Here is a 26269-nt window from a genome sequence, read left to right on the forward strand (position 1 = left end):
GGTTTCCGGGCGCGGCTATGAGGTTTCTGTCAATCACTGCGCACCGCCGGTCCGCTCAGTCGCCGTCCGAGGACCCGAGCACCAGGGAGATCGTCATCTCCTTGCCGCCGCGTTCCACGGTCAGCTCCAGCCGGTCGCCCGGGCGGTGGGCGCGGGTCTTGACGATCAGCTCCTCGCCGGAGTGGATGCGCTGGCCGTCGACCTCGGTGATGACGTCGCCCGCCTTGATGCCGGCCTTGTCGCCGGGGCCGCCCGCGTTGACGGCGGCGCCGCCGTCGTTGCCCTTGCTGCCGACGCGGGCGCCGTCGCCGGAGTAGTCCATGTCGAGCGTGACGCCGATCACCGGGTGGGTCGCCTTGCCGGTGTTGATCAGTTCCTCGGCGACGCGCTTGGCCTGGTTGACGGGGATGGCGAAACCGAGGCCGATGGAACCGGCCTGGCCGCCGCTCTCGTCGGAGCCGCTGTCGGCGGAGCGGATGGCGGAGTTGATGCCGATGACCCGGCCCTTGGAGTCGAGCAGCGGCCCGCCGGAGTTGCCGGGGTTGATCGGCGCGTCGGTCTGCAGGGCGTCGACGTACGACACGTCACTGCCGTCGCCGCTCTCGCCGCCGGCCGTGATGGGCCGTTCCTTGGCGCTGATGATGCCGGAGGTGACGGTGCCCTCCAGGTCGTAGGGGGCGCCGATCGCGACCACCGGGTCACCGACCTGGACGCTGTCGGAGTTGCCGAGGGGCATGGGGTCGAGCCCGCTGACGCCGCTGACCTTCACCACCGCGAGGTCGTAGCCGCTGTCCCGGCCGACGACGGTGGCCTTGGCGGTGTCCCCGCTGTGGAAGGTCACCGATATCTCGCCGTCGGCCCCGGCGGGCTCGACGACGTGGTTGTTGGTGAGGATGTGGCCCCGGTCGTCGAGCACGAAGCCGGTCCCGGTGCCGGACTCCTCGGTGCCGGTCACATGCAGCGTGACCACACTGGGCAGGGCACGCGCCGCGATCCCGGCCACGCTGTCCGGCGCCCGCCCCGCGGGCTCCTCCGCCGCCTGCGGCAGCTCTACGTCCCCCACGCCGCCGTTGCGCTCCAGATACGCCCCTACGACCCCGCCGACGCCCCCTGACACGAGCGCGAGCAGCACGACGGCCCCGACGAGCGCCTTCCTCGCCCGCTTCCGGCGCTGGTCCTTGGAGGGGACGGCGGCGCCGTTCTGCTGGAAGGGGGTCTGGAGATGTGCCTGGAGGGAGGTCTGAGGGGGCGTGGCCGGGACAGGGGCCCAGGGGTCGTAGTTCTGCCAGGGGTTGGCGGGGGGCGGGGTGGCGCCCGGGGGTGTGGGGGCCGGGGCGGGTGCGGCGGTGGGGGCGGGTGTCGCGGTGAGGGGCGGCGCTTCGTGGAGCTGGGCGGGCGCGGGGGCTGCGGGCAGCGGGGCGGGCGTGGAGGTGCCGTGGGGCGGGGGCGGTGCGAGGGTTCCGTGCGGCTGGGCCGGGGTGGGCGCGGCGAGGGCCGGGGCCGGGGCCGCGCCGGGTGGCGGGGCGGGCGTGGAGGCGCCGTGGGGCTGGGCCGTGGCGGGGGTTCCGTGGGCCGGGGTCGTCGCCGGGTGCTGGACCGGCGGGGCAGGGGCCCAGGGGCCGGGTTCGCCGTACGGCGGGGTGCCGTACGGGTCGGGGTCATGGAGGGGCTTGGGACGGTCCGCAGGGGCAGTGTGGGCCGGCGTCCCGGTCGCGTCCGGGGCGGGTGCCTCGGTGGCGGACGTCCCGGTCGCGTCCCGGGCGGGTGGCTCCGGCGTGGACGCGGCGGGAGCCTCGGGTGTGGACGCGGTGGGTGGCTGGGTGGGGTGGTCCGGCTCGCGGGCGTCCTCGGGAGCGGTCGGCGCGTCCTGTGGTGACCGCAGCTCGAAATCGCCCCCGGGGAGGGCCGGTTCGGCGTCGGCCACGGGCGGGGCGTCCTGAGGCCGCCTCAACTCGTAGTCACCGTCGGGCAGGCCCGCGTCCGCGTCACCCGCGCCCGCACGGCTCCACCACTTCGCCTTCGTGGGCTTCCCCTCGTTCATGCTCTCCCCACAGCCAGGGCCTGTCCGGCACGGCAGACCCCACTCACCTACACCTCTCGGGCGCGTCACCTCGACGGCACGGCCCGAGCTGCCGGACAGGACACGGCACGGCTCTCCCTGGATTCAACCAGGTTCACCGGCCGGCGCGCAGACGCCGGTCAGCCGGTGGGGCCGGAGGAGGTGGAAGGAGAAGAGGTCGCGTCGGGGACGGGTGCGGCGAGAAGGGCGGGCGGGGTGAGGTCCGGTGCCGTGGACCACGAGGTCAGCGTCAGCTGGGGAGTAGTGCTGAGCGGACGTATCAGAGGGGACATGGCAGCCGCGCCGGCCACGACGGGCGTGGTCAGCGAGTGCGCAACCGGCTGGGCCGGCACTCCGGGCACCAGCGGGGCGGACGCCTCGGTCGGCGCGACCGGGGTGTCGCCGACGCGGGACTGGCCGGCGGCGAGCAGCGGGCCCACGGCACGGCGGCGCTGGCTGTCGGGCGTGGTCGCGGCCCCGGCGCCCTGCGACGAGCGGGCCGGGGTCACATTGCTGCCCCCCGAGCCGCCGCGCGCGTCGGTGTCGGTCGGTGCGCCGGTCGTGACACCGCCCAGCGCGATCGCGGCCAGCGACACCGCACCGGCGGCGACGAACGCGAACCGCATGCCGCGGGACGCCGTCCGCTCGGTCTCGTGCCGGCTGACGTCGTGGATGCGGAAGCCGCCGCGGCCCGCGGTGGCCGGGAGGCCGGAGCCGTGCGGGCGGGCGGGGACGTAGTCGAACTCGAAACGCTCACCGCGTTTCACTCCGAAGACCCCGGCGGCACCGGGTCGTCCGTCGAAGCCGTCGGTGAAGCCTCCCCCGAACGGCGAGCCACCGCCGTCGTCCGTGCCACCTCCCCCGGGCAGCCCCTGGAGGCGCGCCAGAAAGCTCTCGGACGGAGGCGGCGGGGCCGCTTCCGCGAAGACGTTCTTCAGTCGGCGCTGGGCGTCGGCCTCGGCCTTGCACCTGGCGCAGGTGGCAAGGTGAGCGAGGACGCGCTCCCGCGCCTCATGACCGAGCTCGCCGTCGACCAGCGCGGCGAGTCGGTCTCCCAGATGCTGCTCCGCGAGACGCCCTTCGGCGGGATTGGGCCGTGATCCACTCACGCGGTCGCGCCCCCTCCCCCCAGTGCCGCGACGCGGGGCACGAAGGAGCGGCGCTCCTTGCGGGCCTCCGGCGAGCGGTGCGCGAGGGCCTTGCGCAGCTGGGAGCGGCCACGGTGGATACGGGAGCGGACGGTGCCGAGCTTGACCCCGAGGGTCGCGGCGATCTCCTCGTACGACAGCCCTTCGATGTCGCACAGCACGACCGCGGCGCGGAACTCGGGCGCCAGGGTGTCGAGGGCCTGCTGGACGTCCGCGTCGAAGTGGGCGTCGTTGAAGACCTGCTGGGGCGAGGGCTCACGGCTGGGCAGGCGCTCGGCCGCGTCCTCGCCGAGGGCGTCGAAACGGATGCGCTGCTTGCGGCGCACCATGTCCAGGAAGAGGTTGGTGGTGATGCGGTGCAGCCAGCCCTCGAAGGTGCCGGGCGTGTAGGTCGACAAGGAGCGGAAGACGCGGACGAAGACCTCCTGGGTGAGGTCCTCCGCGTCGTGCTGGTTGCCCGTCAGGCGGTAGGCGAGCCGGTACACCCGGCCGCTGTGCATGCTGACGATCTCCTCCCACGTCGGAGGAGTCCACGCCTGCCCGTCCGCGTCGGTGGAGAAGGTCGCGGTCTGGCTGTACTCGTCGTGGCTGGGGTCAGCAGCGGTGTCGTTCACGGATTTCGGCCTGCCCGCCGATCCGAGGAAGCGCCGCAGCACTCCTCCGCGATCCACAGGCGCAGCCGCACCTCCCCTGTCGGCTCTGGTGGTGTCCAGTGGAGCCCCTACCATAGCCACCTCGCCCGTTAGCTCCGGATAAGCGGTTTTACGAGAATTTGATCTGTGGAGCTCTCGCTCCGATCCCTGCTCGTCGTCGTGATCCAACTGTGTCCCCCCGCGTGCGTCTCCACCCCTCTAAACGCCCGGTCCCATCAGCAGGTTCCCGCCCCCAACGGATACAGTCACGCCGAGGCAACCACGGGGACAGGAGAGGGTCATTACCGGCAACCGGCAGACGAGCTGGGCGTTCGCCGACGCCTATGTCGCCGAGGACGAAGCGCTGCACTGGGCCCGGGACCGGGCCCGTGAGGCAGGGCTGCGCTCGGTGTCGCCCGGCGCGGGTGCCGCCCTGCGGTTGCTGGCGGCCTCGGTGGACGCCAAGGCGGTCGCCGAGATCGGTACCGGTACCGGAGTCTCCGGCATTCATCTGCTGCACGGCATGCGCCCCGACGGCGTCCTCACGACCGTCGACCCCGAGCCGGAGCACCAGCAGTTCGCCCGTCAGGCCTTCCGCGCCTCCGGCTTCGCCAGCAACCGGGCCCGCTTCATCCCCGGCCGCGCGCTCGACGTCCTGCCCCGTCTCGCGGACGCCGGCTACGACCTCGTCTTCTGCGACGGCGATCGCCAGGAGGTCATGGACTACCTCGCTGAATCGTTGCGCCTGCTGCGGCCGGGCGGCCTCGTGGTCTTCGAGGGTGTCTTCGCGCACGGCCGGACGGTGGACTCGGGTCCGCAGCCGACCGAGGTGCTGCGGCTGCGCGAGCTGCTGCGCGCGGTGCGGGAGAGCCCGGATCTGGTGCCGTCGTTGCTGCCGGTGGGTGACGGGCTGCTCTGCGCGGTCAAGCGGTAGCGCGCGGCGTAAGACGGCAAACGGCAACCCCGGCACCGCATGCGATGCCGGGGTTGCCGAAAGGGTATGGTCGCTTCCGCGTCAGCCGACGACCTTCTTGAGGGCGTCGCCGAGCGCGTCGGCCTCGTCAGGGGTCAGCTCGACGACGAGCCGACCGCCGCCTTCGAGCGGAACGCGCATGACGATGCCCCGCCCCTCCTTGGTCACCTCGAGCGGGCCATCGCCCGTCCGCGGCTTCATGGCCGCCATGCTCGTTCCCCTTCCTGAAACCAGCTCATCGTCAAAGCCGACGGCCCTGGGAGGGCACGCGTGTCGTGCGTGGGCACGCGACACCGGCATCGAACATATTGCTTCCAAGCCATTATCCCGCATCTCAGGACCCGATGACCAACATCAGTCGGCATCGCTTGGGCAACGCGCGCGAGCAAAACCACTCAATTCGGCGATGTGACTGCGATACTGCGCGGCCGCGCACACGTTCGGCGACGAAAATCGGCCGCGGATTCTTTGACGCAGGTCACACGTCCGTTCCGGTCCCCCGGCGGCGATCTCCGCCATGCTGTCCTTCTGAACCCGCAAGTAACCCGCAGACGCGGAACAGGACGCAGGAGGCGACACACATGGCCGACACCGTGCTCTACGAGGTGAGCGACGGACTCGCGACCATCACCATCAACCGGCCCGAGGCGATGAACGCGCTGAACATCGCGACGAAGGTGGCGCTGCGGGACGCGGTCCGGGCCGCGGCCGGTGACGACGCCGTACGGGCCGTGCTGCTGACCTCCGCCGGGGAGCGGGCGTTCTGCGTGGGACAGGACCTCAAGGAGCACATCGGGCTGCTCGCCGAGGGCTCCACCTCTGTCATGAGCACGGTGAAGGAGCACTACAACCCGATCGTGCGGGCGCTGACGGAGATGCCCAAGCCCGTGGTGGCCGGGGTGAACGGCGTCGCGGCCGGGGCCGGGTTCGGACTGGCGCTCGCGGCGGACTACCGGGTGGTCGCGGACAGCGCGGGGTTCAACACCTCGTTCGCGGGGGTCGCGCTGACGGCGGACTCCGGGATCTCCTGGACCCTGCCGCGCGTGGTGGGGCCGGGGCGCGCCACCGACCTGCTGCTCTTCCCGCGGACGATCAAGGCGCAGGAGGCGTACGAGCTGGGGATCGCGAACCGTCTGGTGCCCGCCGGTGAGCTGCACGCGGAGGCCGAGAACGTCGCGCGGGCCCTTGCCGAGGGACCGACCGTGGCGTACGCGGCGATCAAGGAGTCCGTCGCCTACGGGTTCTCGCACTCGCTGGCGGAGACGCTGGAGAAGGAGGACGAGCTCCAGACGCGGGCGGGGGCGTCCGAGGACCACACGATCGCCGTGCGGGCGTTCGTGAACAAGGAGCAGCCCAAGTACCTCGGCCGCTGAGGGGGCTCAGCTCCGCCTGGCCGAGCAGTCGGCCAGGTGATCGTTCACCAGACCGCACGCCTGCATCAGCGCGTAGGCCGTCGTCGGTCCCACGAAGCGCAGGCCCTTCTTCTTCAGGGCCTTCGACAGGGCCGTCGACTCCGGGGTGATCGCCGGGACGTCCCCCAGCGTCCGCGGGGCCGGGCCCGGCGTCTCCGGGGCGTGCGACCAGATCAGGGCGTCCAGGTCTCCTGGGGCCCAGTCGGCCAGCACGCGCGCGTTGGCGAGCGTCGCGTCGATCTTCGCGCGGTTGCGGATGATGCCCTCGTCGGCGAGGAGGCGCTCGCGGTCGGCGTCGGTGAACAGGGCCACCTTGGCGATCTCGAAGCCCGCGAAGGCCGCGCGGAAGCCCTCCCGGCGGCGCAGGATCGTGATCCAGGACAGGCCGGACTGGAAGGCCTCCAGGCTGAGGCGCTCGTACAGGGCGTCGTCGCCGCGGACCGGGCGGCCCCACTCCTCGTCGTGGTAGGCGATGTAGTCCTCGGTGGACAGGCCCCAGGGGCAGCGCGGCCGGCCGTCCGGGCCGGCGAGAGCGGCTCCGTCGCTCACTGGTCCTCCTGGGCGGGCTTCTCCATGGAGACATGGGAGCCGTGGGAGGCGGGCGTGCCGTGGGCGGCGGCCTGGGCGCCGGCCAGGGCCGACTCCAGGTCCGCGATGCGCGCGTCGCGCTCGGCGAGCTCGGCGCCGAGGCGGCCGAGGGCGTCGTCCACGTCGGACATGCGGTAGCCGCGGGCGGCGAGCGGGAAGCGGAGGGCCTCGACATCGGCGCGGTTGACCGGGCGGTCGTAGGGCAAGGGGTCCTGGAGGCGCTCCGGGGCGGCCTCCGGGAGCGGACCCGTCTCGCCGCCTCCCACCACGGCGAGCGTCACCGCGGCGACCACGACGGCGAGCGCGACGACGAGGAACAAGAACATAACCATCGCTGTGGGCCCCCACGCTGGGTGAAAGTGTCCGACTCGAACGGGTCGGAGTGTGTCGGAGTCGAATGTGTCAGAGTCCGATCGTGCCATGCGAGTCTGACAGTTAGGGTCGCAGACGGCCGCAGGCCGGCGACTTGCCAGGACGTACTAGGAGAGGTCACAGGGGATGCTCAGGCTGGGCAGGCGGGAATTCGAGCCGCACGAGCCGGTGATCATGGCGATCGTGAACCGGACCCCGGACTCCTTCTACGACCAGGGCGCGACCTTCCGCGATGAGCCCGCCCTCGCGCGCGTGGAGCAGGCGGTGGCCGAGGGTGCCGCGATCATCGACATCGGCGGGGTCAAGGCCGGGCCGGGCGAGGAGGTGTCCGCCGAGGAGGAGGTACGGCGGACGGTCGGGTTCGTGGCGGAGGTGCGGCGGCGGTTCCCCGACGTCGTCATCAGCGTGGACACCTGGCGGGCGTCGGTCGGTGCGGCCGTGTGCGAGGCGGGGGCGGATCTGCTGAACGACGCGTGGGGCGGGGTCGATCCCGGGCTCGCGGAGGTGGCGGCGCGGTACGGAGTGGGGCTGGTGTGCACGCACGCGGGGGGCGCCGAGCCCCGGACGCGGCCGCATCGGGTGGCGTACGACGACGTCATGGCCGACATTCTGCGGGTGACCGTGGGGCTGGCCGAGCGGGCCGTGGCGCTGGGGGTGCCTCGGGAGTCGGTGCTGATCGATCCCGGGCACGACTTCGGGAAGAACACGCGGCACAGTCTTGAGGCGACGCGGCGGCTCGGGGAGATGGTCGAGACGGGGTGGCCGGTGCTGGTGTCCCTGTCGAACAAGGACTTCGTGGGCGAGACGCTGGACAAGCCCGTGAAGGAGCGGGTGCTCGGGACGTTGGCGACCACGGCCGTCTCGGCCTGGCTGGGGGCGCAGGTGTACCGGGTGCACGAGGTGGCGGAGACGCGGCAGGTGCTGGACATGGTGGCGTCGATCGCGGGGTACCGGCCCCCGGCGGTGGCCCGGCGGGGGCTGGCGTAAGGCGCCGCCGCCCCCACCGGGTGGCGGGCTAGCGGCCCGCCTCCTTCGACACCAACGCCACCGCCTCGTTCACGTCGTCCGTGACGTGGAACAGCAGGAGGTCCTTCTCGGATGCCTTGCCCTGGGCGATCAGGGTGTTCTTGAGCCAGTCCACCAGGCCGCCCCAGTAGGCGCTGCCGAACAGGACGATCGGGAAGCGGGTGACCTTCTGGGTCTGGACGAGGGTGAGAGCCTCGAAGAGTTCGTCCAGGGTGCCGAGGCCGCCGGGCAGGACGACGAAGCCCTGCGCGTACTTCACGAACATCATCTTGCGGACGAAGAAGTAGCGGAAGTTCAGGCCGATGTCGACGTACGGGTTGAGGCCCTGCTCGAAGGGGAGCTCGATGCCGAGGCCCACCGAGATGCCGTTCGCCTCGCAGGCGCCCTTGTTGGCCGCCTCCATCGCGCCCGGACCGCCACCTGTGATCACCGCGAAGCCGGCCTCGACCAGGCCTCGACCGAGCTGCACGCCCGCCTCGTACTCCGGGGACTCGGCCGGTGTCCGCGCCGAGCCGAACACACTGATCGCGGGCGGGAGTTCGGCGAGCGTGCCGAAGCCCTCGATGAACTCCGACTGGATGCGCAGGACGCGCCAGGGGTCGGTGTGGACCCAGTCCGAGGGCCCGCCCGCGTCCAGGAGCCGCTGGTCGGTGGTGCTCGCCGTCACCTGCCCGCGCCTGCGGAGCACCGGTCCCAGGCGCTGCTCCGACGGCGGCTGGTCCTTCCCCTCGGGGTTGCCGGTAGCCATGTGCGCTCCCTCCAGTAGCGGGTAGTTCCGCTTCAGCGTAGATCCACGCCGGTTACGGAGGGGGGACGTGTGCGTGTCCGCCGTGCAGCCTTACCGCCTCATGCCGTCAGCCACGCCCTCAGCCGCTCCTCCGCCACCGGGATCAGGGACGCCTTCACGCGCTCGTCGACCTTGTGGGCGAGCAGCGGGTTGCCGGGGCTGTAGTTGACGGCCGGGACGCCGAGCCGGCTGAAGCGGGCCACGTCCGTCCAGCCGTACTTGGGGTGCACCTCGCCGCCCACGGCCTGCACGAAGGCCGCCGCGGAGGGGTCGTTCAGGCCCGGTCGCGCCCCGCCCGTGTGGTCGTCGACGACGAACTCGTCCACCCCGCAGTCGGCGAAGTAGTCGCGGACGAACGCCTCCGCCTCCTCCTCGCTGCGGTCGGGCGCGTAGCGGAAGTTGACGGTGACGGTGCACTCGTCCGGGATGACGTTGGTGGCCACGCCGCCCTCGATGCGGACGGCGTTCAGTCCCTCGTGGTAGCGCAGGCCGTCCACCACCGGCTGCCGGGGCTCGTACTCCGCCAGTTTCGCCAGCACGCGCGCGGAGCCGTGGATCGCGTTGGAGCCCATCCACGCGCGCGCGGAGTGTGCCCGCTCCCCCTTGAACTTGAGCAGCACCCGCAGCGTGCCCTGGCAGCCGCCCTCCACCTGGCCGTCGGTGGGCTCCAGCAGCACCGCGAAGTCGCCCGCGAGCCACTCCGGGTGGGCCTCGGCGACGTGCCCGAGCCCGTTGAGGTGGGCGGCGACCTCTTCGTTGTCGTAGAAGACGAAGGTGAGGTCGCGGTTGGGGGCCGGGACCGTGGCCGCGATGCGCAGCTGGACCGCGACGCCGGACTTCATGTCGCAGGTGCCGCAGCCCCACAGGTAGCCGTCCTCGTCGAGGCGAGAGGGCACGTTGTCGGCGATGGGGACCGTGTCGATGTGGCCGGCGAGGATCACCCGCTCCGCGCGGCCCAGGTTCGTGCGGGCCACGACGTTGTTGCCGTACCGGTCGACCGTGAGGTGCGGGAGGGTGCGCAGCGCCGCCTCGATGGCGTCCGCGAGGGGCTTCTCGGTGCCGCTCACCGAGGGGAAGTCGACGAGCTGCGCGGTCAGCTCCGCAGCGTCCAGCGTGAGGTCAAGCGGGGTATCGGCCATGGCCCCGACCCTAGCGCCCAGCCCTTCGGGCCCGCCGTCCCCACCCGGCTGAGGGGCCGCGGAACCCTCCAGTACCTTGTACGGATGCCAGAGCCGTCACCCGCTCCCCGACGCCGTCGTCGTGGTCGCCTCCTCCGTTTCGGGGCGGCTTTCGTGGTCCTGTGTGCCGTCGCGGGCTATCTCGTGATCCAGTACGTCACCGGGGGCGCGGGCGCGCCCGGCTGCAAGGTCGTCTCGGGCAAGGGCGACGGGACGGAGTACGAGTTCACGCCGGAGCAGGCGGTGAACGCGGCGACCATCACGGCCGTCGGCACCGGGCGCGGGCTGCCCGAGCGGGCGGTGGCGATCGCGCTGGCGACCTCGCTCCAGGAGTCGGGGCTGCGCAACATCACGCACGGCGACCGGGACTCCCTCGGCCTGTTCCAGCAGCGGCCGTCGCAGGGCTGGGGCACGGCGAAGCAGATCATGGACCCGTCGTACGCGGCGGGGAAGTTCTACGAGCATCTGGTCAAGGTCTCCGGGTACATGGAGCTGCCGCTCACCGTCGCCGCGCAGCGGGTGCAGCGCAGCGGCTATCCGGAGGCGTACGCCAAGCACGAGCCGGACGCCACCCTGCTGGCCGCCGCGCTCACCGGGACCTCGCCGGCCACGCTGACCTGCGACGGGCGGCCTGCCGCCACCGTGGCCGCGGGTCCTGCGGGGGTGCGTGACGCGCTGGTGAAGGACTTCGGGCGGGACGCGCTCGACACGACCGCCGACGAGGTGGCGAAGGGCGCGCCGTCGTCCGCCGGGGCGACCACGGCCGACGAGCGGACGCTGGTCGTGCCGGTCACCGCCGACGGCTCCGCGGCCAAGCGCACGGCGCGGCAGCGGGGCTGGCAGCTCGCGCACTGGGCGGTGGCCAACGCCTCCACCCTGCACATCCAGAGCGTCGACTACGCGGGGCGGCGGTGGACCGCCGGGAACACCCAGAGCGAGTGGCGGGCCGTGGACGGCGAGGGTGCGGGCGGGGCGGAGAAGACCGCCGGGTCCGTGCGGATCGTGACTGCTCAGTAGTACGGGGCGTCACTCGCAGGAGTTATGCGGGCCGGGTTCGGACGCGGGTGTGCGCAGGTTTTCGTCACCTCACCCTCGTATGCGTGAAATCCCTTGAGAACACAGGGCTGTATGGATTCGGCGGACTTTCGGATCGGGCGCGTTTTGCCCGCTTTTATCCGCAGCCGATAATGCGACGCATTGCCAACTCTTTACGTTGGCCGTCCGCAACCTTCGCGGGCTTCGAGCGGTAGTCACTGCGTCCGAGCCCGGTGATCAACTGCCGGGAGCGGGCGGACACTTCCTCGTTCTCTCGCGTCAAAGGAGCATCATGTCCCTCCCCCTGACCCGCAGGATCGCCCGTGCCGCGCTGCTCGTCGCTGCGGGAGCGGCAGCCGGGGTCGGTGCGGCCGGCTCCGCCAGTGCGGCCCCCGCCGAGCTGCCCGCGACTCCCAACCTGGGCGGTCTGACCGCTCTGGACGGGGCGAGCGTGGGCAACGGCGTCGACGGCGCCACGCAGAACGTCACCAAGATCGCCGGCAACACCGGTGGCAACGCGGTCAAGAAGGCGGTGCCGACGGCGGGCAAGACCGGCGGCAAGGTCGCGAAGAAGGCGGCGCCCGCCGCGCAGCAGACCGCGGGCGAGGCGGCGGGATCGGCCGGGGACATCCTCGGTGACACCGCGTCCACCGCGACGAAGGGCGGACTGCCGACGGACTCCCTCACCAAGGGCGGGCTGCCCGCTGCGGACTCGCTGCCGGTGAAGTCGCTGCCGCTCGGCTGAACAGCGGCCTGAAGCGCCGATGGGGCCAGGGAGACCGATCTCCCTGGCCCCATCGCGCTGTCCCGCGGCTACAGGCGCTCCACCGCCGCCCGCACCCGTTCGTCCGTCGCCGTGAAGGCCACGCGTACGTACGTCGCGCCGGCCTCGCCGTAGAAGTCGCCCGGCGCCACCAGGATGCCCAGCTCGGCCAGGTGGGCGACGGTGTCCCAGCAGGACTCGTCGCGGGTGGCCCACAGGTAGAGGCTGGCCTCGCTGTGCTCGATGCGGAAGCCGTGCTGCACCAGCGCCTCGCGCAGGGCCTCGCGGCGGGCCGCGTACCGCTCGCGCTGGATCCGGACGTGCTCGTCGTCGCCGAGCGCCGCGACGACCGCCGCCTGGGTCGGGGCCGACGTCATCATGCCGCCGTGCTTGCGGATCTCCAGCAGGGGGCCGAGGACGGCCGGGTCGCCGGCCAGGAAGGCCGCCCGGTAGCCCGCCAGGTTCGAGCGCTTGGAGAGGGAGTGGACGGCCACGATGCCGTCGTACGAGCCGCCGTTGACGTCCGGGTGCAGGACCGAGACCGGGTCGGCCTCCCAGCCGAGCTCCAGGTAGCACTCGTCGGAGAAGAGCAGCACCCCGTGCTCACGGGCCCAGGCGACGATCCGGGTCAGCTCCGCCTTCGACAGGACCTTGCCGGTCGGGTTCGACGGGGAGTTGAGCCAGAGGAGCTTCAGGCCGGCCGGGTCGAGGGTCGTCGGGTCGTCGTAGACCTCGTACTCGGCGCGGGCCAGCCGCGCGCCCACCTCGTACGTCGGGTAGGCCAGCCGCGGGTAGGCGACCCGGTCGCCGGGGCCCAGACCCAGCTGGGTGGGGAGCCAGGCGACCAGTTCCTTGGAGCCGACGATCGGCAGGACGTGGCGGTGGGTGACGTCCCGGGCGCCGAGGCGGCGCTCGACCCAGCCGGTGATCGCGTCGCGCAGTGCCGGGGTGCCCCAGACCGTGGGGTAGCCCGGGGAGTCCGCCGCGTCGATCAGGGCCTTCTGGATCAGCTCGGGGACCGGGTCGACGGGGGTGCCGACGGAGAGGTCGACGATGCCGTCCGGGTGGGCTGCGGCCGTCTTCTTGTACGGCTCCAGCTTGTCCCAGGGGAAGGTGGGGAGGCGGTCGGAGACTGCGGACACGGGGGCTGGCTCACTTTCTGGTACGTACGGCAAACGCCTCGGTCCCGTACGGCGATCGGAGCTGATCCGGCCGTACGGGACCGAGGCGGCACGAAGCTGCGGGCCGCTTGTGCGCTTACGCCTGCGGCGGCAGCGCGGCGATGAAGGGGTGGTCCCGCTCGATCAGACCCAGCTTGCTGGCGCCGCCGGGGGAGCCGAGCTCGTCGAAGAACTCGACGTTCGCCTTGTAGTAGTCCTTCCACTCCTCCGGAGTGTCGTCCTCGTAGAAGATCGCCTCGACCGGGCAGACCGGCTCACAGGCACCACAGTCGACGCATTCGTCCGGGTGGATGTACAAGGACCGCTGGCCCTCGTAGATGCAGTCGACCGGGCACTCCTCGATGCACGCCTTGTCCTTGACGTCGACACAAGGCTGCGCGATGACGTAGGTCACGCTGTCGTTCCTCCTCGATAGGGCGCTGGCGGGCCTCCATAGGCTCCGCCGCCTGGCGCGCGGGAGCGCGGCGTCGTCGATGCCCGCCCCTAGTATCTCCGTTCTTGGGCATGATCCGAACAGGAGGGGTGAACTGACCTGTGGAAATCTCAGCGACAGGACGCCACGAGGTCCGCATCACCGCTGCTGACGTGGGTAAACGGGTGTCCGTGCGCCGTCTGGACGATCCTGCGGTTCCGGGCGAGAAGTTCACCGACACGGTGGGTGTTCTCGCATCATGGGACAACGGTGTGCTGCTGATCACACGGAAGGGTGGCGAGACCGTCCACATCGCGGAATCCTCGCTGGTCGCGGGCAAGGTGGTGCCGAGTGCCCCGGCCCGCCGCCGGGGCCCCTCCGCCACCTACGAGGAACTGGCCCACGTCTGCTCGCGCGCGTGGCGGCCGGTGGAGAGCGAGCGGCTCGGCGAGTGGGAGCTGCGGGCCGCCTCCGGCTTCACCCGGCGGGCCAACTCCGTGCTGCCGCTCGGCGACCCCGGCCTGCCGCTGGACGACGCGCTGGAGACCGTACGACGCTGGTACGGCGAGCGCGGCCTGCCCGCGTACCTCCAGACCGCGACCGGCGCCGCGGGCACGCAGGAGCTGCTGTGCGCGGAGCTGGAGCGGCGGGCGTGGGTGCGTGAGGTGACGGCCGAGCTGTGGATCGGGGCGCTGGCGCCGGTCGCCGACCGGGCCCCGCAGGTCGACGTGGAGCTGTCCCGGGACGCGGACGAGGCGTGGCTCGCCCGGTACCAGCGCAAAGGGGTGAGCGAGGTAGCGCTGCAAGTGCTCGGGAGCGGGCCGTCCGTGTGGTTCGCGAAGGTGCCGGGCAGCGGTGCGGTGCCCGCCGCCATCGGCCGGTGTGTCGTGGACGGGCGGTGGGCGTCCTTCGCCGCGGTCGAGGTCGACCCCGCCCAGCGGCGGCGGGGCCTGGCCACCGAGGTGATGGCCGCGCTGGCCCGGCGGGCGCTCGACGAGGGCGCGTCGGCCGCGTGGCTCCAGGTCGAGAACGAGAACGCCGGTGCGCGGGCGCTGTACGCCGGGATGGGCTTCGCGGCGCATCACGCGTACCACCACTACCGGGAGCCGGCGACTCCCGGCGGCGGCCGGTAGCGATCGCTGTGAGAGGGCACGAGCCAGCTATGCGTCGTCCGCATCCACCGTCCCCGGAACGCTCCGCCGAACTGCGCCGGCGGTTCGCCGAGGAGGCCCGCTCCGAGCGGCCCGACCTGTCCGCGCTGTGCCTGCTGCTGGGCGCGGAGGCGGACGGGGGCCTGGACGAGGCGGGCATCGACGCCGCGCAGATCGCACTGGACGAGCTGGCCGGACGGCTGCCGTTCCGGCCGGGCGGGCCGCGGTCGTGGGCGGTGGCGCTGCGGGAGCTGCTCGGGGAGCGGTGCGGGTTCCGCGGCTCCGCCGCGGACTATCAGCGGCTGGAGTCGTCGCTGCTGCACGAGGTGCTTCGGCGGCGGCGGGGGTTGCCGATCCTGCTGTCCGTGGTGTGGATGGAGGTGGCTCGGCGGGCCGGGGCACCGGTCTACGGGGTCGCACTGCCGGGGCACTTCGTGGTGGGTTTCGGGGCCGCGGAGGAGCAGGTGCTGGCCGATCCGTTCGACGGGGGGCGGGTGCTGGCCGGGGCGGACGCGGAGCTGCTGGTGGTGGGGGCGACGGGGGCGGCACTTGATCCGTCGATGCTGACGCCTGCCGACCCCTTGGATGTGGTGCTGCGGATTCTCAACAACGTGCGGGCGTGGGCGGCAGCGCGGCCGGAAAGGTCGGATGTCGCCCTGTGGGCCGTGGAGTTGTCGCTGTTGCTGCCTTCCCATCCGGCACGGTTGCGGTACGAGCGGGCGCAGTTGCTTGTCGAGCGGGGGGATTTCCTCGTGGGGGCCTCGGAGTTGGAGGCTTACGCGGAGGTGGTGGGGGCGGTGGACGAGGGGGCGGCCGAGCGGGTGCGGAGGCAGGCTCGGGCCGCGCGGGCGATGCTCAACTGACATCGCCGTGGCGGCTTCACAGCCAGCCCTTCTCCCTTGCCAGGCGCGCTGCCTCCGCCCTGTTCCGCACCGCCAGTTTCTGGATCGCCGTGGAGAGATAGTTGCGTACCGTCCCCTGCGACAAGTGCAGCTTCGCCGCCAGCTCGGCATTCGTCGAGCCGTCCTCCGCCGCCCGCAGCACTTCGCGCTCCCGGTCCGTCAGGGGGTTCGCGCCGTCGGCCAGGGCCGCTGCCGCCAGCGTCGGGTCGATGACCCGCTCCCCCGCCAGCACCTTGCGTACCGCCGCCGCCAGTTGGGCCGCGGGGGCGTCCTTGACCAGGAACGCGTCGGCGCCCGCCTCCATCGCGCTGCGGAGGTAGCCGGGGCGGCCGAAGGTGGTCAGGACGACCAGCCTCACGTCCGGCAGGGCCTTGTGGACCTGGGCCGCCGCCTCGATGCCGGTCATACCGGGCATCTCGATGTCCAGGAGGGCCACGTCGATGCCGTGTGCCTGAGCCGCGGCCACCACCTCGTCGCCGCGGGCGACTTGGGCGACCACCTCGATGTCGTCCTCCAGGCCCAGCAGGGCGGCGAGGGCCTCGCGGACCATCGACTGGTCCTCGGCGAGCAGGACCTTGATCGTGCGGCTCATGCCCCGGATCCTACGGGCGTCGCCGCGCCCGCGGGCACCCGGGCGACCAGGCGGAAGCCGTGCCTGGTCCGGGCCGCCTCCAGCGCGCCGCCCGCCTTCTCCAGGCGCTCGGTCAGGCCGGTGAGGCCGTTGCCGGGGCCCTTGCCGGAGCCGCCGGAGCCGTTGTCCTCGACGGAGAGTTCCAGCACCGGCCCGTCCAAAGTCTGGCGGCGCAGGACCTCGATCGTGCAGCGGGTCGCGCCGCTGTGCCGTACGACGTTGGTGACCGCCTCGCGCAGCGACCAGGCGAGGGCGCTCTCGCTCTCCTCGGGCACCCCGGCGAGGTCGGGTTCGGCGGGCACGTCGGCGATGACGTCGGCCGCCGTCAACGCGACCTGCGCGCCCGCGAGTTCCGCGGACAGCCGGGGCCTGCGGTAGCCGGTGACGGCCTCGCGGACGTCCACCAGGGCCTGGCGGCTGACCTGTTCGATGTCGGCGACCTGCTGGGCCGCCTTGTCGGGGTGGTCCGGCAGCATCCGGCCGGCCAGCTCGCTCTTCAGGGTGATCAGGGAGAGGGAGTGGCCGAGGAGGTCGTGCAGGTCGCGGGCGAGGCGCAGGCGCTCCTCGTTGGCGGCGAGCTGGGCGACGGTGGCGCGGGCCTTGCGCAACTCCACCGTCGTGCGCACCAGTTGCTTCACGCCCATCATGGAGAAGCCCAGCAGCAGCACCACCAGGACCAGGCTCCAGTAGTCCGCGCCGACCCGCAGGCCGACCAGGGCCATCGCCACGGTGTTCCCCCCGACCGCCCAGTAGGCGGCCCGCTGCGGCAGGGTGGCGCCGCACGCGACGGAGACGTACACGAACAGGCCGATCCACTCGCCGCCCAGGGTGAGGCACAGGGTCACGGCGAGGACGCCGAGCAGGGCGACGAGGACGCCCACGATCGGCTCGGAGAACGGCCGCCCCATGTTCCGGAAGACCAGGGTGAGGTAGACGCCGGTGAAGAACACGAGGGCCACCCAGCCGGCGGCCGTCGCGGCGGTGCCGTGGTCCCCGGATTTCAGGTCCTGCACCGGCGAGGCGAGGAAGATCAGCCAGGGCAGGATCCACACGAGCTTGCGCACCGCCTCGGCCCGGGTGCGGGGCGGCCGGCCCACCCGGACCGAGTGCTCGGCCCGGACGTCGGCGGGCAGCTGGTCGTCCGTCATCGCGCTCACGCCTCCAGCGTGTCCTTCCGGTACAGCCAGGCCGCACCGCCGGTGAACAGGGCGAAGAAGACGGCGAGCACGGCGATGTCCTTGGCCTGCGGGGCCCGGCTCTGCTCGATCGCCTGCCCGAGGGCAGCGTACGCGTGCGTGGGCACCCACTTGGCGATGTCCTGCAACCAGGAGGGGAAGGTCGTGGTCGGCATCCACAGGCCGCCGAGGATGGCGAGGCCGAAGTAGGTGATCATCGTGATCGGCCGGACCGCGTCCCCGCTCGCCAGGTACCCGATGGCCACGCCGAGCGCGGCGAAGACCAGGCTGCCCGCCCAGATCACGCCGGTGAGGGCGAGCCACTGCCAGGCGTCCAGCCGTACGTCCTTCACGGCCGCGGCGACGACGAAGACCACCACGATCGACGGCAGGCTCACCACCGCGGCGCTCGCCGTCTTGGCGAGGACATAGCCGCGCCCGGGCAGCGTCGTCAGCCGCAACTGCCGCACCCAGCCGCTCTCCCGCTCCTTGGCGATGCGCTCGCTGTTGCCCATCAGGACGGCCGTGAGGGCGCCGAAGGAGGCCATGGAGACCATCATGTAGGTCGGCAGGGTCAGGCCCGTGCCGTCGACCTTCTCCGTGCTGTCGGCGCTGCCCGCGATGAGCAGGAAGAGCAGGGACGGGTAGAGGACGGAGAAGAACAGGAACTTGCGGTTGCGCAGGGCCCGGTGGAGCTCCAGCTTGATGAGACTGTTCATGACGTACGGGCCTCCTCGGCCTCGGTGATGGCGACGAAGGCCTGCTCCAGACCGAGCCCGGCGACTTCGAGGTTGCGGGGGTAGAGGCCGAGGCCGTAGAGGGCGTGGACGGTGGCGTCGGCGTCGGCGGACCGGATGCGGACGGTCGAGCCGGAGACGCTGAGGTGGGCGAGGAAGGGCAGCTCCCGGAGCGCCTCCGCGTCGATCGGGCCCGCCAGGTCGAAGGAGATGCGCCGGGCGCCCGCCCTGGCCTTGATCTCGGCGGCCGTGCCGTCGGCCAGCAGCCGCCCCCGGTGCAGCACGAGCACGCGGTCGGCGATGGCGTCGGCCTCTTCGAGGTAGTGGGTGGCGAACAGGACCGTCCGCCCCTGGTCGGCCTGTTCGCGCATGGTGGCCCAGAAGGCCTGGCGGGTGCTGACGTCCATGCCGGTGGTCGGCTCGTCCAGGACGATCAGGTCGCTGTCCCCCGCGGTCGCCAGCGCGAAGCGGACGCGCTGGGCCTGGCCGCCGGAGAGCTTGTTGACCTTGCGGTCGGCGATCTGTGTGACGCCCGCGCGGGCGAGCACGTCGGAGGGCTGGTACGGCCGCGGATGCAGGTCGCAGGCCAGCCGGACGATCTCGCCGACGGTCACCTCGTCCATCAGCCCGCCGCTCTGCAGCATCGCGCCCACCCGCCCGGCGACGATCGCCTCGCGCGGGGTGGTGCCGAAGAGCCGGACGCTGCCGCTGTCCGCCTGCTTGAGCCCGAGCAGCAGGTCGAGCGTGGTCGACTTGCCGGCGCCGTTGGGGCCCAGCAGGGCCACGGTCTCTCCGGGGTGGAGGCTCAGTGTCAGGCCGTCGACGGCCCGGACCTCGCCGTACGCCTTGCTCACCTGGTCGAATGCGACCGCTGTCGTCGTCATGTGATCCAGAGTGGCCGCCGCGGCCCCCTGACCGGCAGTGTCGGCGATCCCGACTCCCGGATGACAGATGTCATACGACGAGCAGGGGGCACCCGGCGGGTGCCGGGTGCCCCCTGGTCAGAGCCTGGTGAGGTCAGCTCGGGTCGGTGTCGATGGTGACGACGCGCTCGGCCGCCGTCTTGCCGCGCAGCGCCTTGCGCAGGGCCGAGGCGACGTCCTCGGGCAGGACGTCCCGCTTGCCGCTCGCGCCGTTGATCTGCACGCCGGCGAAGGTGGTGCCGTACGCCGTCTTCAACGCCTTGAGGTCGTAGTAGTCCACGAGCTTGCCGTCGACGGCCTTGAAGCTGAGGATGTCCGGCAACGACAGCCGGCCGAACTTGATGGAGTGCGCCGCGTCGGTCTGCACCTGGACGGGGTCGGTCATCGCGGGCTCGGCGATCGACTTCATCACCTCGTCGACCTCGGCGTTCGAGATCGTCGGCTGCTTGGTCGTGGTCGGGAGCGTGACCGCGCCGGCCGAGCCGGTCTCCACCTGGGTGCGGTACGCCTGCTCGACCGCCGCCGTCGACTTGGCGACGTCGATGCCCTTGCCGGTCTTGCCGTACACGGCGACGGCCTTGCCGTTCTGGAACTTGATCGTGCCGTCGGTCGCCGAACCGGAGCTGCCGGAGGCGTCCTCCAGGGCCGCGGTCAGCTTCTCCTCGTCGACCGGCATCTCGGGCTCGACGACCCGTTGGCCGCCGAAGAGCGAGCCGATCACCGAGACCGGGTTGTAGTCGCTGGTCGCGGCCTTGCTGACGGTGGCCTGCATGTCGAACTGGAGGCCGGCCTGGTCGGGCTGGAGCTGGACCGTCCGGCCGCCCACCGACAGCTTCAGCGGCTGGTTCACCTTCTTGTCGAAGGCCGCGTCCAGCTTCTTGACCGCGTCGTCGCGGGTGCCGCCGCCGATGTCGACGCCGAGCACCGTGGTGCCCTTGGGCACGTCGGAGTGGTTCATCAGCAGACCCGCGCCGTAGGCGCCGCCGGCGATGACGACCACGCCCACGCCGACCAGGGTCAGCTTGCTGCGGCCCTTCTTCTTCGTCTTCTTCTTCGAGGACGAGGACGCCGGCACGTTCTGCGCGACGGGCTCGGGCAGCTTCGGAGGCGTGTGCGGCAGCGGTCCGTCGGTGGCGGCGCCCGGCCCGAACGGGGAGTTCTGGGCGGTGGGCGGCACGACCGGGATGCCGCTGGTGACGGTGTGCCCGGAGACGTTGTCCGGCGGGGTGCCGTAGCCGGGGGTGCCCGGCTCGGGAGCGGGCTTCTGCGGGGTGAGGATCGCGGTGTCGTCGCTCAGACCGCCGCCGGGGCCGCGACCGGGGGCACCCTGCGGGCCGCCGTGGGGGCCGACGCCGGGAGCTCCGGGAGGGGCGCCGACGCCGGGGCCCGCGAGTCCCATGGCGGCAGCGGGCGCACCCGGGCCGCCGGGGCGGTGCTGCCCACCGGGACCACCGGGACCACCCTGCGGGCCGTTGACCGGCGGGACGACGGGGCCGTCGCCGGTGACCGGGCCGCCGGTCGGACCCGCGGGGCCCTGCGGGCCGCCGTAGCCGCCGGGGCCGCTGAAGTCGTTGGGGCCGTTGAAGTCGTTGGCGGGCGGGAAGCGGTGCGAGCCGGTGGAGCTGTTGAAGTCGTCCGGGGTGCCGGGGAGGCCGCCCTGGGCGCCGTAACCGTTCTGACCGGGATGGACGCCCTGGCCGTTCTGGCCGTGCTGCGCGCCGCCGTTGTCCGAGAAGTACGGCAGGTCGTCGCGCCGCGGCTCGCCGCCGGGGCGGGTGCCGCCGCCGAGCGGGCCCGCCGCCAGCGCCTCGGTCACGTCGAAGGAACCCGTGCCGCCGCCATGGCCGGGCGCGACGGGGCCGCCGGTCGCGCCGGGCAGGCCCGCGCCGTTGGTGCCGCCGGAACGGGAGCCGCCGGGCACGCTCATGGAGCCGACCACACCGCCGGGGCGCCCGGCACCGGGCCGCGCACCGCCGGGGGCACCGCCGGGAGCACCGCCGGCCGGAGCCTCCGGAGCGGCGCCGGCACCGTTCGGCGCGGACGCCGAACCTCCGGGCAGACCCGCTCCGTTGGTGGCGCCGCCGCCCTGACCGCCCTTGGCGGGGCCGGACTTGCGCGGCGCGAACCAGTCGCTCGTCTTCTCCTCGGCGGGCGGAGCCGGTTCGGGGGCAACCTCGGCCGTGCCGTTGCCGGCCGCGCCGTTGGCGACGGGAGCGCTCGGTGCCGGCGTCTCGGCCGTGGTGTCGCCCGTGGTGCCCTCGGCGTCCGCGACGGGCTTCCGCACGACGACCGGCGGGATCGGCCGCGATCCGGGGATGTTGATCCGGATACGGGTCGTCAGCGTGGTCTCGGTCTTGCGCTCATCGGACTGCGCGGCCGAACGGCCCGCGCCCGTACCGTCGTCGGAAGCCATGGGGGTCCCGTAGGGCGGCGTGCCCGACGGGTAGGCGGCTCCGCCGTGCCCGTTGGGCCCGGAGGACGGAGTGTCAGTTTCACGACTCAAGGCAGGTTCTCCCGGTTGGCTCCACCGCCCGTGTCGACCTCAGTGCTTCGGGCGGCTCGGCGGCGCGCACCACCATACTGGCCACTTCTGGCCCGTATCCCACGACCGCTGGGGAAACCCACACGGGACTCGCACGTCCCTGCCGCGGCGAAGTGGTACGTCACTTGCCAAGTCGGACGGCGGCGCCGTCCGGTTGCCGCCCCGCGCCGAGCGTGGCGCAGATCACAGCAGTAGCCATGCCACCGAGCAGGAAGAGGTACGAGCCGGCTCCCGCGCTGAAGAGGAAGTCGCCCTCCGGGCGGCTGGCGGTGAGCAGGACGACGGCGAGCATCCAGCCGCCCGCCGGCGCGACGGCCCCGGCCCGGCCGCCGACGGCCCGCGCGCCGCCGAGGCAGAGCCCGGCCTCGCCCGCGAGCGCGAGCAGCAGCCCGCCCGGGAACCAGCCGGACTGCACGAGCGATCCGGCGGCCCCGACGACGGCGCCGAGCACGAAGAGGCCCAGGTAGAGGAGGGCGCGTCCGGCGGAGGGGGCCTTGAGGGGCTGGGCGAGCATCGATCCGCGGTCGTTCATGAGAGGTCCCCGGTGCCGGCGAAGAGGTCGGTCTCCTGATTCCCGGGTACCCGCTCCCCCTGGACCAACTCGTAGTACTCGGTGGTGAAGAGGGGCTGCGCGAGGTCGTTGGAGAGGACGAAGTACGGCTCGGCCACGGTGATCTGGGTGGCGTGCGCGCGCATCGCGGCGGCCTTGGCGGCGGCGTACGCGGTGCCGTCGACCGCGGTGGTGATCCGCTCGTCCTCGACGACGCCCGGCACGTCGTCCAGGACGCCCTCCTTGGTGAAGGGCAGGCCGGGCAGGTCCTCGTGAAGACGGGCGAAGGCCTGCTCGCCGACCGTGCGCGGGACGCGGTTCCAGTAGATCTTGGGGATCCGCCAGCCCTGGTCCGCGGCCAGTTCGGCGGCGCGCATGGCGACGCGGTGGGCCTGGATGTGGTCGGGGTGTCCGTAGCCGCCGTTCTCGTCGTAGGTGACGAGGACGTGCGGACGCACCTCCAGGATCACCCGGACGAGATGGGCCGCCGCCTCGTCGACGTCCGCCTGCCAGAAGCAGGCGGGGTCGTCGTTGTCGGCGAGGCCCATCATCCCGGAGTCGTGATAGCGGCCCGGACCGCCGAGGAGACGGAAGTCCTCGACGCCGAGTTCGCGCATCGCGGCGGTGAGCTCGCCGAGGCGGTACTCGCCCAGAGCGGCGCCGGAGAGGTGCTGGAGCTCCGGCGGGATGACCTCGCCGTGCTCACCGAGCGTGCAGGTGACCAGGGTCACCCGGGCACCCTCGGCGGCATAGCGGGCCATCGTCGCGCCGTTGTTGATCGACTCGTCGTCCGGGTGGGCGTGCACCAGGAGGAGGCGTCGGGCGGATGGTTCCGTCATGGGACCACCCTAAAGGCGACCTCGGGAAGGGTCAGAACTTGATGCTGCCGATCATCCCCGCGATGTTCGTCGTCAGCTCGCTGATCGTCGGCGCCATGGTCGAAGAGGCCAGGTAGAAGCCGAGCAGCATGCAGACGATCGCGTGTCCGGCCTTCAGTCCTGACTTCTTGATCAGCAGGAAGACGATGATCGCCAGCAGCACCACCGCCGAAATCGAGAGTGCCACGGCGGCTCACCTCCAAAGATCCCAAGAGCGCGGGGGGTTCGGACCAGGGGGGCAGATAAATCCATACGACAGCCAGCAGGTTCATACCCACTATGCGCTAGTGATCATAACTATCCGTACTCGCGCATCGGTCGGCGCACGGACGCACAAGGGGGCGTATGGCCAATATGGTCGAGGCATGACGACGACGTCCGACTCCTTCCCTCGCCGGCACGCCCGCACCCAGCGCTTCACCCTCGGCGCGCCGCGCGCGTTCACCGTGGCTCCCGACGGTTCCCGTGTCGTGTTCCTGCGCTCGTCCTCCGGTACGGACCGGGCGAGTTCGCTGTGGGTGCTCGATCCCGTGGACGGCGGGGAGCGCGTGGCGGCCGACCCGCGCGCCCTGCTCGGCGGGGCCACGGAGGATCTGTCGCCCGAGGAGCGGGCGCGGCGCGAACGCAGCCGTGAGGGCGGTGCCGGAATCGTCGGCTATGCCACCGACGCGGCGGTGGAGTTGGCGTCTTTTGCCTTGTCAGGGCGGCTGTTCACGGCAGAGCTGCGGGCCGGTACGGCGACCGAACTCCGGGTGCCCGGGCCGGTGATCGACCCACGCCCCTCCCCCGACGGCCGGTTCGTGGCGTACGTCGCCCAGGGCGCCCTGCGGGTCGTCGGGGCCGCGGGTGAGGACGACCGGGCGCTGGCGGCGCCGGAGTCGGAGCACATCACCTACGGTCTCGCCGAGTTCATCGCGGCCGAGGAGATGGGCCGGTCGCGGGGATTCTGGTGGTCGCCGGAGTCGGACCGGCTGCTGGTGGCGCGGGCGGACGACACGCCGGTGCGGCGCTGGTGGATCTCCGACCCCGCGCATCCGGAACGTGATCCACAGCACGTCCCGTACCCGGCGGCGGGGACGGCGAACGCGGAGGTACGGCTGTACGCGATCGGGCTCGACGGCACCCGCACGGAGGTGACGTGGGACCGCTCCCGCTACCCGTATCTGGCGCATGTGCACTGGTCAGCGGCGGGTGCGCCGCTGCTGCTCGTACAGGCGCGTGACCAGCGCAGTCAGCTGTTCCTGGCCGTGGACACGGCGTCGGGGACGACCCGGATGGTGCACGCGGACGAAGATCCAGTTTGGCTTGATCTTTTCCCCGGGGTGCCCTGCTGGAGCCCGTCCGGGCGGCTGGTCCGGATCGTGGACGAGGGCGGCGCGCGGGTTCTCGCGGTGGGCGAACGTCCGCTGACGGGGCCGCAGTTGCACGTCCGTGCGGCGCTGGACGTGTCGGACGACGACGTCCTGGTCTCGGCGTCGGCCGGGGAGCGGGCGGCGGCGCCGGAGACCGGCGAGGTGCATGTGTACCGGGTGAACGAGCTCGGTGTGGAGCGCGTGTCGCAGGAGCCGGGGGTGCACTCGGCGGTGCGGGCCGGGAACGTGACGGTGCTGGTCTCGGCGACGCCGGGGCGGGCCGGGTCGTCGGCGCAGGTGCTGCGGGACGGGAAGCCGACGGCGACGATCGCCTCGTACGCCGAAGATCCTGGTATGTCCCCGCGCGTGACGCTGACCGAGGGGGGCGCACGGCGTATCCCGTGCGCCGTGCTGTTGCCTCGGAACCACCAAGGGGATGGTCGTCTTCCGGTTTTGCTCGATCCCTACGGGGGACCGCACGGCCCGCGTGTCCTGGCGGCGCACAACGCGCACCTCACCAGCCAGTGGTTCGCCGACCAGGGTTTCGCGGTGGTGGTCGCGGACGGCCGGGGCACGCCGGGCCGCTCGCCGGCGTGGGAGAAGGCGATCCACGACGACTTCACGGTGTCCCTGGACGACCAGGTGGAGGCGGTGCGGGACCTGGCGCAGCGGTACCCGCTGGACCTGGACCGGGTGGCGATCCGCGGCTGGTCGTACGGCGGCTGGCTGGCCGGCCTCGGGGTCCTGCGCCGCCCGGACGTCTTCCACGCGGGGATCGCGGGCGCCCCGGTGACGGACTGGCGGCTCTACGACACCCACTACACGGAGCGGTACCTCGGCGACCCGGCGGCGTCCCCGGAGACGTACGCGCACAGCTCCCTGGTGACGGACGACGGCCTGTCCGCCCCCGCCGAGCCGCACCGTCCGCTGATGATCGTGCACGGCACCGCCGACGACAACGTGGTCTTCGCCCACGCCCTGCGCCTGTCCTCGGCCCTCCTCGCCGCGGGACGCCCGCACGAGGTGCTGCCGCTGTCCGGGGTGACCCACATGACCCCGCAGGAACAGGTCGCGGAGAACCTGCTGCTGCTCCAGGTGGACTTCCTGAAGCGGTCGCTGGGGCTGTAGGGGGCGCGGAGACGGCAACGGACCGGGGTGACATGGCGTACCCCGGTCCGTTTACGGCACCCGCACGGCCGTACGTCGTTCAGACTGACGCGTCCGTATATCGGGATCGGGTCAGTCAAGTTGCCTGCGTGTTAACGCGGTTGATGAGTGTTTGTGTGCTTATTCCCGTCCCCCCGCGAGATCATCCGTCGGCTGCTCCGGCGGCACCACCTGCTTCTCCTCCGCGAAGTGGCAGGCGGAGTCATGGGCCGCGGGGCCGGAGGTGAGGCGGAACTCGCTGGGGACCGCCAGGGCGGGGACCTCCATCGCGCAGCGTTCCTGGGCTTTCCAGCAGCGGGTGCGGAAGCGGCAGCCGGAGGGGATGTTGGTGGGTGAGGGGACGTCGCCGGCGCGCGGTCTGCTCCGCAGACACGACGCGGTGCCGCTACGCGGCACCCCCAAGCGAGCGCTCCGCGCTCGCCCTCCCGGCGGCTCCGCCGCCGGACCGGACCACTCCGTGGCCCGGAATCCCGGATCGCTCCGCGATCCGGGAGACGGAGCCCGCTCCGCGGCCTCCTCAGCGGCAGCAACTAAGATGCTGAACAAGCGAGTTGATGTTCCGCCAGAGATTTCTGACGGAACATCAACTGAGAGAACGTCAGAAATGGACACCCTCTCTTCCCCGACTAACAACCCACCCAGCAACACATAACCACACAACGCGGACACACATGTTCCTTGGCGTCCCCCACCCG

Annotated in this window: 26 protein-coding genes and 1 pseudogene; 8 read left to right on the top strand and 19 right to left on the bottom strand. The window is 72.3% G+C overall.

The window, feature by feature from the left end; translation table 11 throughout:
• Window positions 1-55: 55 nt before the first annotated feature.
• The 3 genes from DI272_RS17340 to sigE all read right to left on the bottom strand — a co-directional run bounded on the left by DI272_RS17340 (window position 56) and on the right by sigE (window position 3863).
• Window positions 56-2041 carry a S1C family serine protease gene (locus DI272_RS17340; protein WP_109496241.1) on the bottom strand — a complete coding sequence of 662 codons (1986 nt, stop codon included), beginning with the start codon at window positions 2039-2041 and terminating at the stop codon, window positions 56-58.
• Window positions 2042-2199: 158 nt separating this feature from the next.
• On the bottom strand, window positions 2200-3168 hold the full coding sequence (locus tag DI272_RS17345) for an anti-sigma factor (RefSeq protein ID WP_109496242.1): 969 nt from the start codon (window positions 3166-3168) through the stop codon (window positions 2200-2202).
• Window positions 3165-3863, bottom strand: a complete 699-nt coding sequence (gene sigE, locus DI272_RS17350; protein WP_109496243.1) for an RNA polymerase sigma factor SigE — start codon at window positions 3861-3863, stop codon at window positions 3165-3167. Before sigE ends, DI272_RS17345 begins: the two co-directional genes overlap by 4 nt.
• Before the next feature lie 211 nt (window positions 3864-4074).
• On the opposite strand from sigE, the gene DI272_RS17355 reads away from it, so the two are divergent.
• Window positions 4075-4773 (top strand): O-methyltransferase, encoded by a 699-nt coding sequence (locus tag DI272_RS17355; RefSeq protein WP_109496244.1) that lies wholly within the window; start codon window positions 4075-4077, stop codon window positions 4771-4773.
• An 81-nt stretch (window positions 4774-4854) separates the two neighbouring features.
• Here DI272_RS17355 and DI272_RS17360 read toward each other — a convergent pair whose 3' ends face one another.
• Window positions 4855-5022, bottom strand: a complete 168-nt coding sequence (locus tag DI272_RS17360; protein WP_003966491.1) for a DUF3117 domain-containing protein — start codon at window positions 5020-5022, stop codon at window positions 4855-4857.
• 371 nt (window positions 5023-5393) lie between these two features.
• Here DI272_RS17360 and DI272_RS17365 point away from each other — a divergent pair, with 371 nt between their 5' ends.
• Window positions 5394-6185 (top strand): enoyl-CoA hydratase/isomerase family protein, encoded by a 792-nt coding sequence (locus DI272_RS17365; RefSeq protein WP_109496245.1) that lies wholly within the window; start codon window positions 5394-5396, stop codon window positions 6183-6185.
• A gap of 6 nt (window positions 6186-6191) precedes the next feature.
• Here DI272_RS17365 and DI272_RS17370 read toward each other — a convergent pair whose 3' ends face one another.
• Together DI272_RS17370 and DI272_RS45995 are read right to left on the bottom strand one after the other, a co-directional pair.
• Window positions 6192-6773, bottom strand: coding sequence for a DNA-3-methyladenine glycosylase I (locus DI272_RS17370; RefSeq protein WP_109496246.1), 582 nt, complete (start codon window positions 6771-6773; stop codon window positions 6192-6194).
• Complete coding sequence (locus DI272_RS45995) at window positions 6770-7144, bottom strand: DivIVA domain-containing protein (protein WP_109496247.1); 375 nt, start codon at window positions 7142-7144, stop codon at window positions 6770-6772. The genes DI272_RS17370 and DI272_RS45995 overlap by 4 nt, the downstream gene beginning before the upstream one ends.
• Before the next feature lie 166 nt (window positions 7145-7310).
• Between DI272_RS45995 and folP the strand changes: the two genes are divergently transcribed.
• Entirely contained in the window at window positions 7311-8171 is an 861-nt protein-coding gene (gene folP / locus DI272_RS17380; protein ID WP_109496248.1) for a dihydropteroate synthase, read from the top strand.
• Between the two features lie 28 nt (window positions 8172-8199).
• Here folP and DI272_RS17385 read toward each other — a convergent pair whose 3' ends face one another.
• Complete coding sequence (locus DI272_RS17385; protein WP_109496249.1) at window positions 8200-8958, bottom strand: TIGR00730 family Rossman fold protein; 759 nt, start codon at window positions 8956-8958, stop codon at window positions 8200-8202.
• Between the two features lie 98 nt (window positions 8959-9056).
• Window positions 9057-10136, bottom strand: coding sequence for a succinyl-diaminopimelate desuccinylase (gene dapE, locus DI272_RS17390; RefSeq protein ID WP_109496250.1), 1080 nt, complete (start codon window positions 10134-10136; stop codon window positions 9057-9059).
• Between the two features lie 84 nt (window positions 10137-10220).
• On the opposite strand from dapE, the gene DI272_RS17395 reads away from it, so the two are divergent.
• Both DI272_RS17395 and DI272_RS17400 read left to right on the top strand, forming a co-directional pair.
• Window positions 10221-11192 (top strand): heavy metal transporter, encoded by a 972-nt coding sequence (locus DI272_RS17395; RefSeq protein ID WP_109496251.1) that lies wholly within the window; start codon window positions 10221-10223, stop codon window positions 11190-11192.
• Between the two features lie 310 nt (window positions 11193-11502).
• On the top strand, window positions 11503-11955 hold the full coding sequence (locus tag DI272_RS17400) for an ATP-binding protein (protein ID WP_109496252.1): 453 nt from the start codon (window positions 11503-11505) through the stop codon (window positions 11953-11955).
• A gap of 68 nt (window positions 11956-12023) precedes the next feature.
• On the opposite strand, the gene DI272_RS17405 is transcribed toward DI272_RS17400, so the two are convergent.
• Window positions 12024-13115, bottom strand: coding sequence for a bifunctional succinyldiaminopimelate transaminase/glutamate-prephenate aminotransferase (locus DI272_RS17405; RefSeq protein WP_109496253.1), 1092 nt, complete (start codon window positions 13113-13115; stop codon window positions 12024-12026).
• Window positions 13116-13230: 115 nt separating this feature from the next.
• The gene (gene fdxA / locus DI272_RS17410) at window positions 13231-13548 is read right to left on the bottom strand and encodes a ferredoxin (protein WP_004926152.1); all 318 of its coding nucleotides are present in this window, start codon (window positions 13546-13548) and stop codon (window positions 13231-13233) included.
• A 140-nt stretch (window positions 13549-13688) separates the two neighbouring features.
• Between fdxA and DI272_RS17415 the strand changes: the two genes are divergently transcribed.
• Together DI272_RS17415 and DI272_RS17420 are read left to right on the top strand one after the other, a co-directional pair.
• On the top strand, window positions 13689-14699 hold the full coding sequence (locus DI272_RS17415; protein WP_109496254.1) for a GNAT family N-acetyltransferase: 1011 nt from the start codon (window positions 13689-13691) through the stop codon (window positions 14697-14699).
• Between the two features lie 29 nt (window positions 14700-14728).
• A complete protein-coding gene (locus tag DI272_RS17420) occupies window positions 14729-15580 on the top strand; it encodes a transglutaminase-like domain-containing protein (RefSeq protein WP_109496255.1) in 852 nt (283 codons plus the stop codon).
• Window positions 15581-15596: 16 nt separating this feature from the next.
• Here the strand turns inward: DI272_RS17420 and DI272_RS17425 are convergent, their stop codons facing one another.
• From DI272_RS17425 to DI272_RS17460, 8 genes are all read right to left on the bottom strand, one after another.
• A complete protein-coding gene (locus DI272_RS17425) occupies window positions 15597-16211 on the bottom strand; it encodes a response regulator transcription factor (RefSeq protein WP_109496256.1) in 615 nt (204 codons plus the stop codon).
• On the bottom strand, window positions 16208-17398 hold the full coding sequence (locus tag DI272_RS17430; RefSeq protein WP_109500887.1) for a sensor histidine kinase: 1191 nt from the start codon (window positions 17396-17398) through the stop codon (window positions 16208-16210). The genes DI272_RS17425 and DI272_RS17430 overlap by 4 nt, the downstream gene beginning before the upstream one ends.
• 5 nt (window positions 17399-17403) lie before the next feature.
• On the bottom strand, window positions 17404-18144 hold the full coding sequence (locus DI272_RS17435) for an ABC transporter permease (protein WP_109496257.1): 741 nt from the start codon (window positions 18142-18144) through the stop codon (window positions 17404-17406).
• Entirely contained in the window at window positions 18141-19046 is a 906-nt protein-coding gene (locus DI272_RS17440) for an ABC transporter ATP-binding protein (RefSeq protein WP_109496258.1), read from the bottom strand. The genes DI272_RS17435 and DI272_RS17440 overlap by 4 nt, the downstream gene beginning before the upstream one ends.
• Before the next feature lie 133 nt (window positions 19047-19179).
• Window positions 19180-21588 (bottom strand): peptidoglycan binding domain-containing protein, encoded by a 2409-nt coding sequence (locus tag DI272_RS17445; protein ID WP_109496259.1) that lies wholly within the window; start codon window positions 21586-21588, stop codon window positions 19180-19182.
• Window positions 21589-21748: 160 nt separating this feature from the next.
• The gene (locus DI272_RS17450) at window positions 21749-22159 is read right to left on the bottom strand and encodes a DUF6113 family protein (RefSeq protein WP_109496260.1); all 411 of its coding nucleotides are present in this window, start codon (window positions 22157-22159) and stop codon (window positions 21749-21751) included.
• The gene (mshB, locus tag DI272_RS17455; protein ID WP_109496261.1) at window positions 22156-23016 is read right to left on the bottom strand and encodes an N-acetyl-1-D-myo-inositol-2-amino-2-deoxy-alpha-D-glucopyranoside deacetylase; all 861 of its coding nucleotides are present in this window, start codon (window positions 23014-23016) and stop codon (window positions 22156-22158) included. The genes DI272_RS17450 and mshB overlap by 4 nt, the downstream gene beginning before the upstream one ends.
• A gap of 31 nt (window positions 23017-23047) precedes the next feature.
• Window positions 23048-23242 (bottom strand): hypothetical protein, encoded by a 195-nt coding sequence (locus tag DI272_RS17460; protein WP_109496262.1) that lies wholly within the window; start codon window positions 23240-23242, stop codon window positions 23048-23050.
• A gap of 178 nt (window positions 23243-23420) precedes the next feature.
• On the opposite strand from DI272_RS17460, the gene DI272_RS17465 reads away from it, so the two are divergent.
• Entirely contained in the window at window positions 23421-25535 is a 2115-nt protein-coding gene (locus DI272_RS17465; RefSeq protein WP_109496263.1) for a S9 family peptidase, read from the top strand.
• A 159-nt stretch (window positions 25536-25694) separates the two neighbouring features.
• Here DI272_RS17465 and DI272_RS17470 read toward each other — a convergent pair.
• Window positions 25695-25925, bottom strand: a pseudogene (locus DI272_RS17470) (peptide ABC transporter ATP-binding protein); the annotation flags it as partial.
• Window positions 25926-26269 lie beyond the last annotated feature (344 nt).

The sequence above is a fragment of the Streptomyces sp. Act143 genome (assembly GCF_003143935.1).
Classification (GTDB): Bacteria; Actinomycetota; Actinomycetes; order Streptomycetales; family Streptomycetaceae; genus Streptomyces.

Bases quoted from the DNA above. Each gene is read 5' to 3' on its own strand.
- DI272_RS17340 (WP_109496241.1), bottom strand. From the start codon at position 2,041: ATGAACGAGGGGAAGCCCACGAAGGCGAAGTGGTGGAGCCGTGCGGGC.
- DI272_RS17360 (WP_003966491.1), bottom strand. From the start codon at position 5,022: ATGGCGGCCATGAAGCCGCGGACGGGCGATGGCCCGCTCGAGGTGACC.
- DI272_RS17365 (WP_109496245.1), top strand. From the start codon at position 5,394: ATGGCCGACACCGTGCTCTACGAGGTGAGCGACGGACTCGCGACCATC.
- DI272_RS45995 (WP_109496247.1), bottom strand. From the start codon at position 7,144: ATGGTTATGTTCTTGTTCCTCGTCGTCGCGCTCGCCGTCGTGGTCGCC.
- folP (WP_109496248.1), top strand. From the start codon at position 7,311: ATGCTCAGGCTGGGCAGGCGGGAATTCGAGCCGCACGAGCCGGTGATC.
- DI272_RS17385 (WP_109496249.1), bottom strand. From the start codon at position 8,958: ATGGCTACCGGCAACCCCGAGGGGAAGGACCAGCCGCCGTCGGAGCAG.
- dapE (WP_109496250.1), bottom strand. From the start codon at position 10,136: ATGGCCGATACCCCGCTTGACCTCACGCTGGACGCTGCGGAGCTGACC.
- DI272_RS17395 (WP_109496251.1), top strand. From the start codon at position 10,221: ATGCCAGAGCCGTCACCCGCTCCCCGACGCCGTCGTCGTGGTCGCCTC.
- DI272_RS17400 (WP_109496252.1), top strand. From the start codon at position 11,503: ATGTCCCTCCCCCTGACCCGCAGGATCGCCCGTGCCGCGCTGCTCGTC.
- DI272_RS17420 (WP_109496255.1), top strand. From the start codon at position 14,729: ATGCGTCGTCCGCATCCACCGTCCCCGGAACGCTCCGCCGAACTGCGC.
- DI272_RS17425 (WP_109496256.1), bottom strand. From the start codon at position 16,211: ATGAGCCGCACGATCAAGGTCCTGCTCGCCGAGGACCAGTCGATGGTC.
- DI272_RS17430 (WP_109500887.1), bottom strand. From the start codon at position 17,398: ATGACGGACGACCAGCTGCCCGCCGACGTCCGGGCCGAGCACTCGGTC.
- DI272_RS17435 (WP_109496257.1), bottom strand. From the start codon at position 18,144: ATGAACAGTCTCATCAAGCTGGAGCTCCACCGGGCCCTGCGCAACCGC.
- DI272_RS17440 (WP_109496258.1), bottom strand. From the start codon at position 19,046: ATGACGACGACAGCGGTCGCATTCGACCAGGTGAGCAAGGCGTACGGC.
- DI272_RS17450 (WP_109496260.1), bottom strand. From the start codon at position 22,159: ATGAACGACCGCGGATCGATGCTCGCCCAGCCCCTCAAGGCCCCCTCC.
- mshB (WP_109496261.1), bottom strand. From the start codon at position 23,016: ATGACGGAACCATCCGCCCGACGCCTCCTCCTGGTGCACGCCCACCCG.
- DI272_RS17465 (WP_109496263.1), top strand. From the start codon at position 23,421: ATGACGACGACGTCCGACTCCTTCCCTCGCCGGCACGCCCGCACCCAG.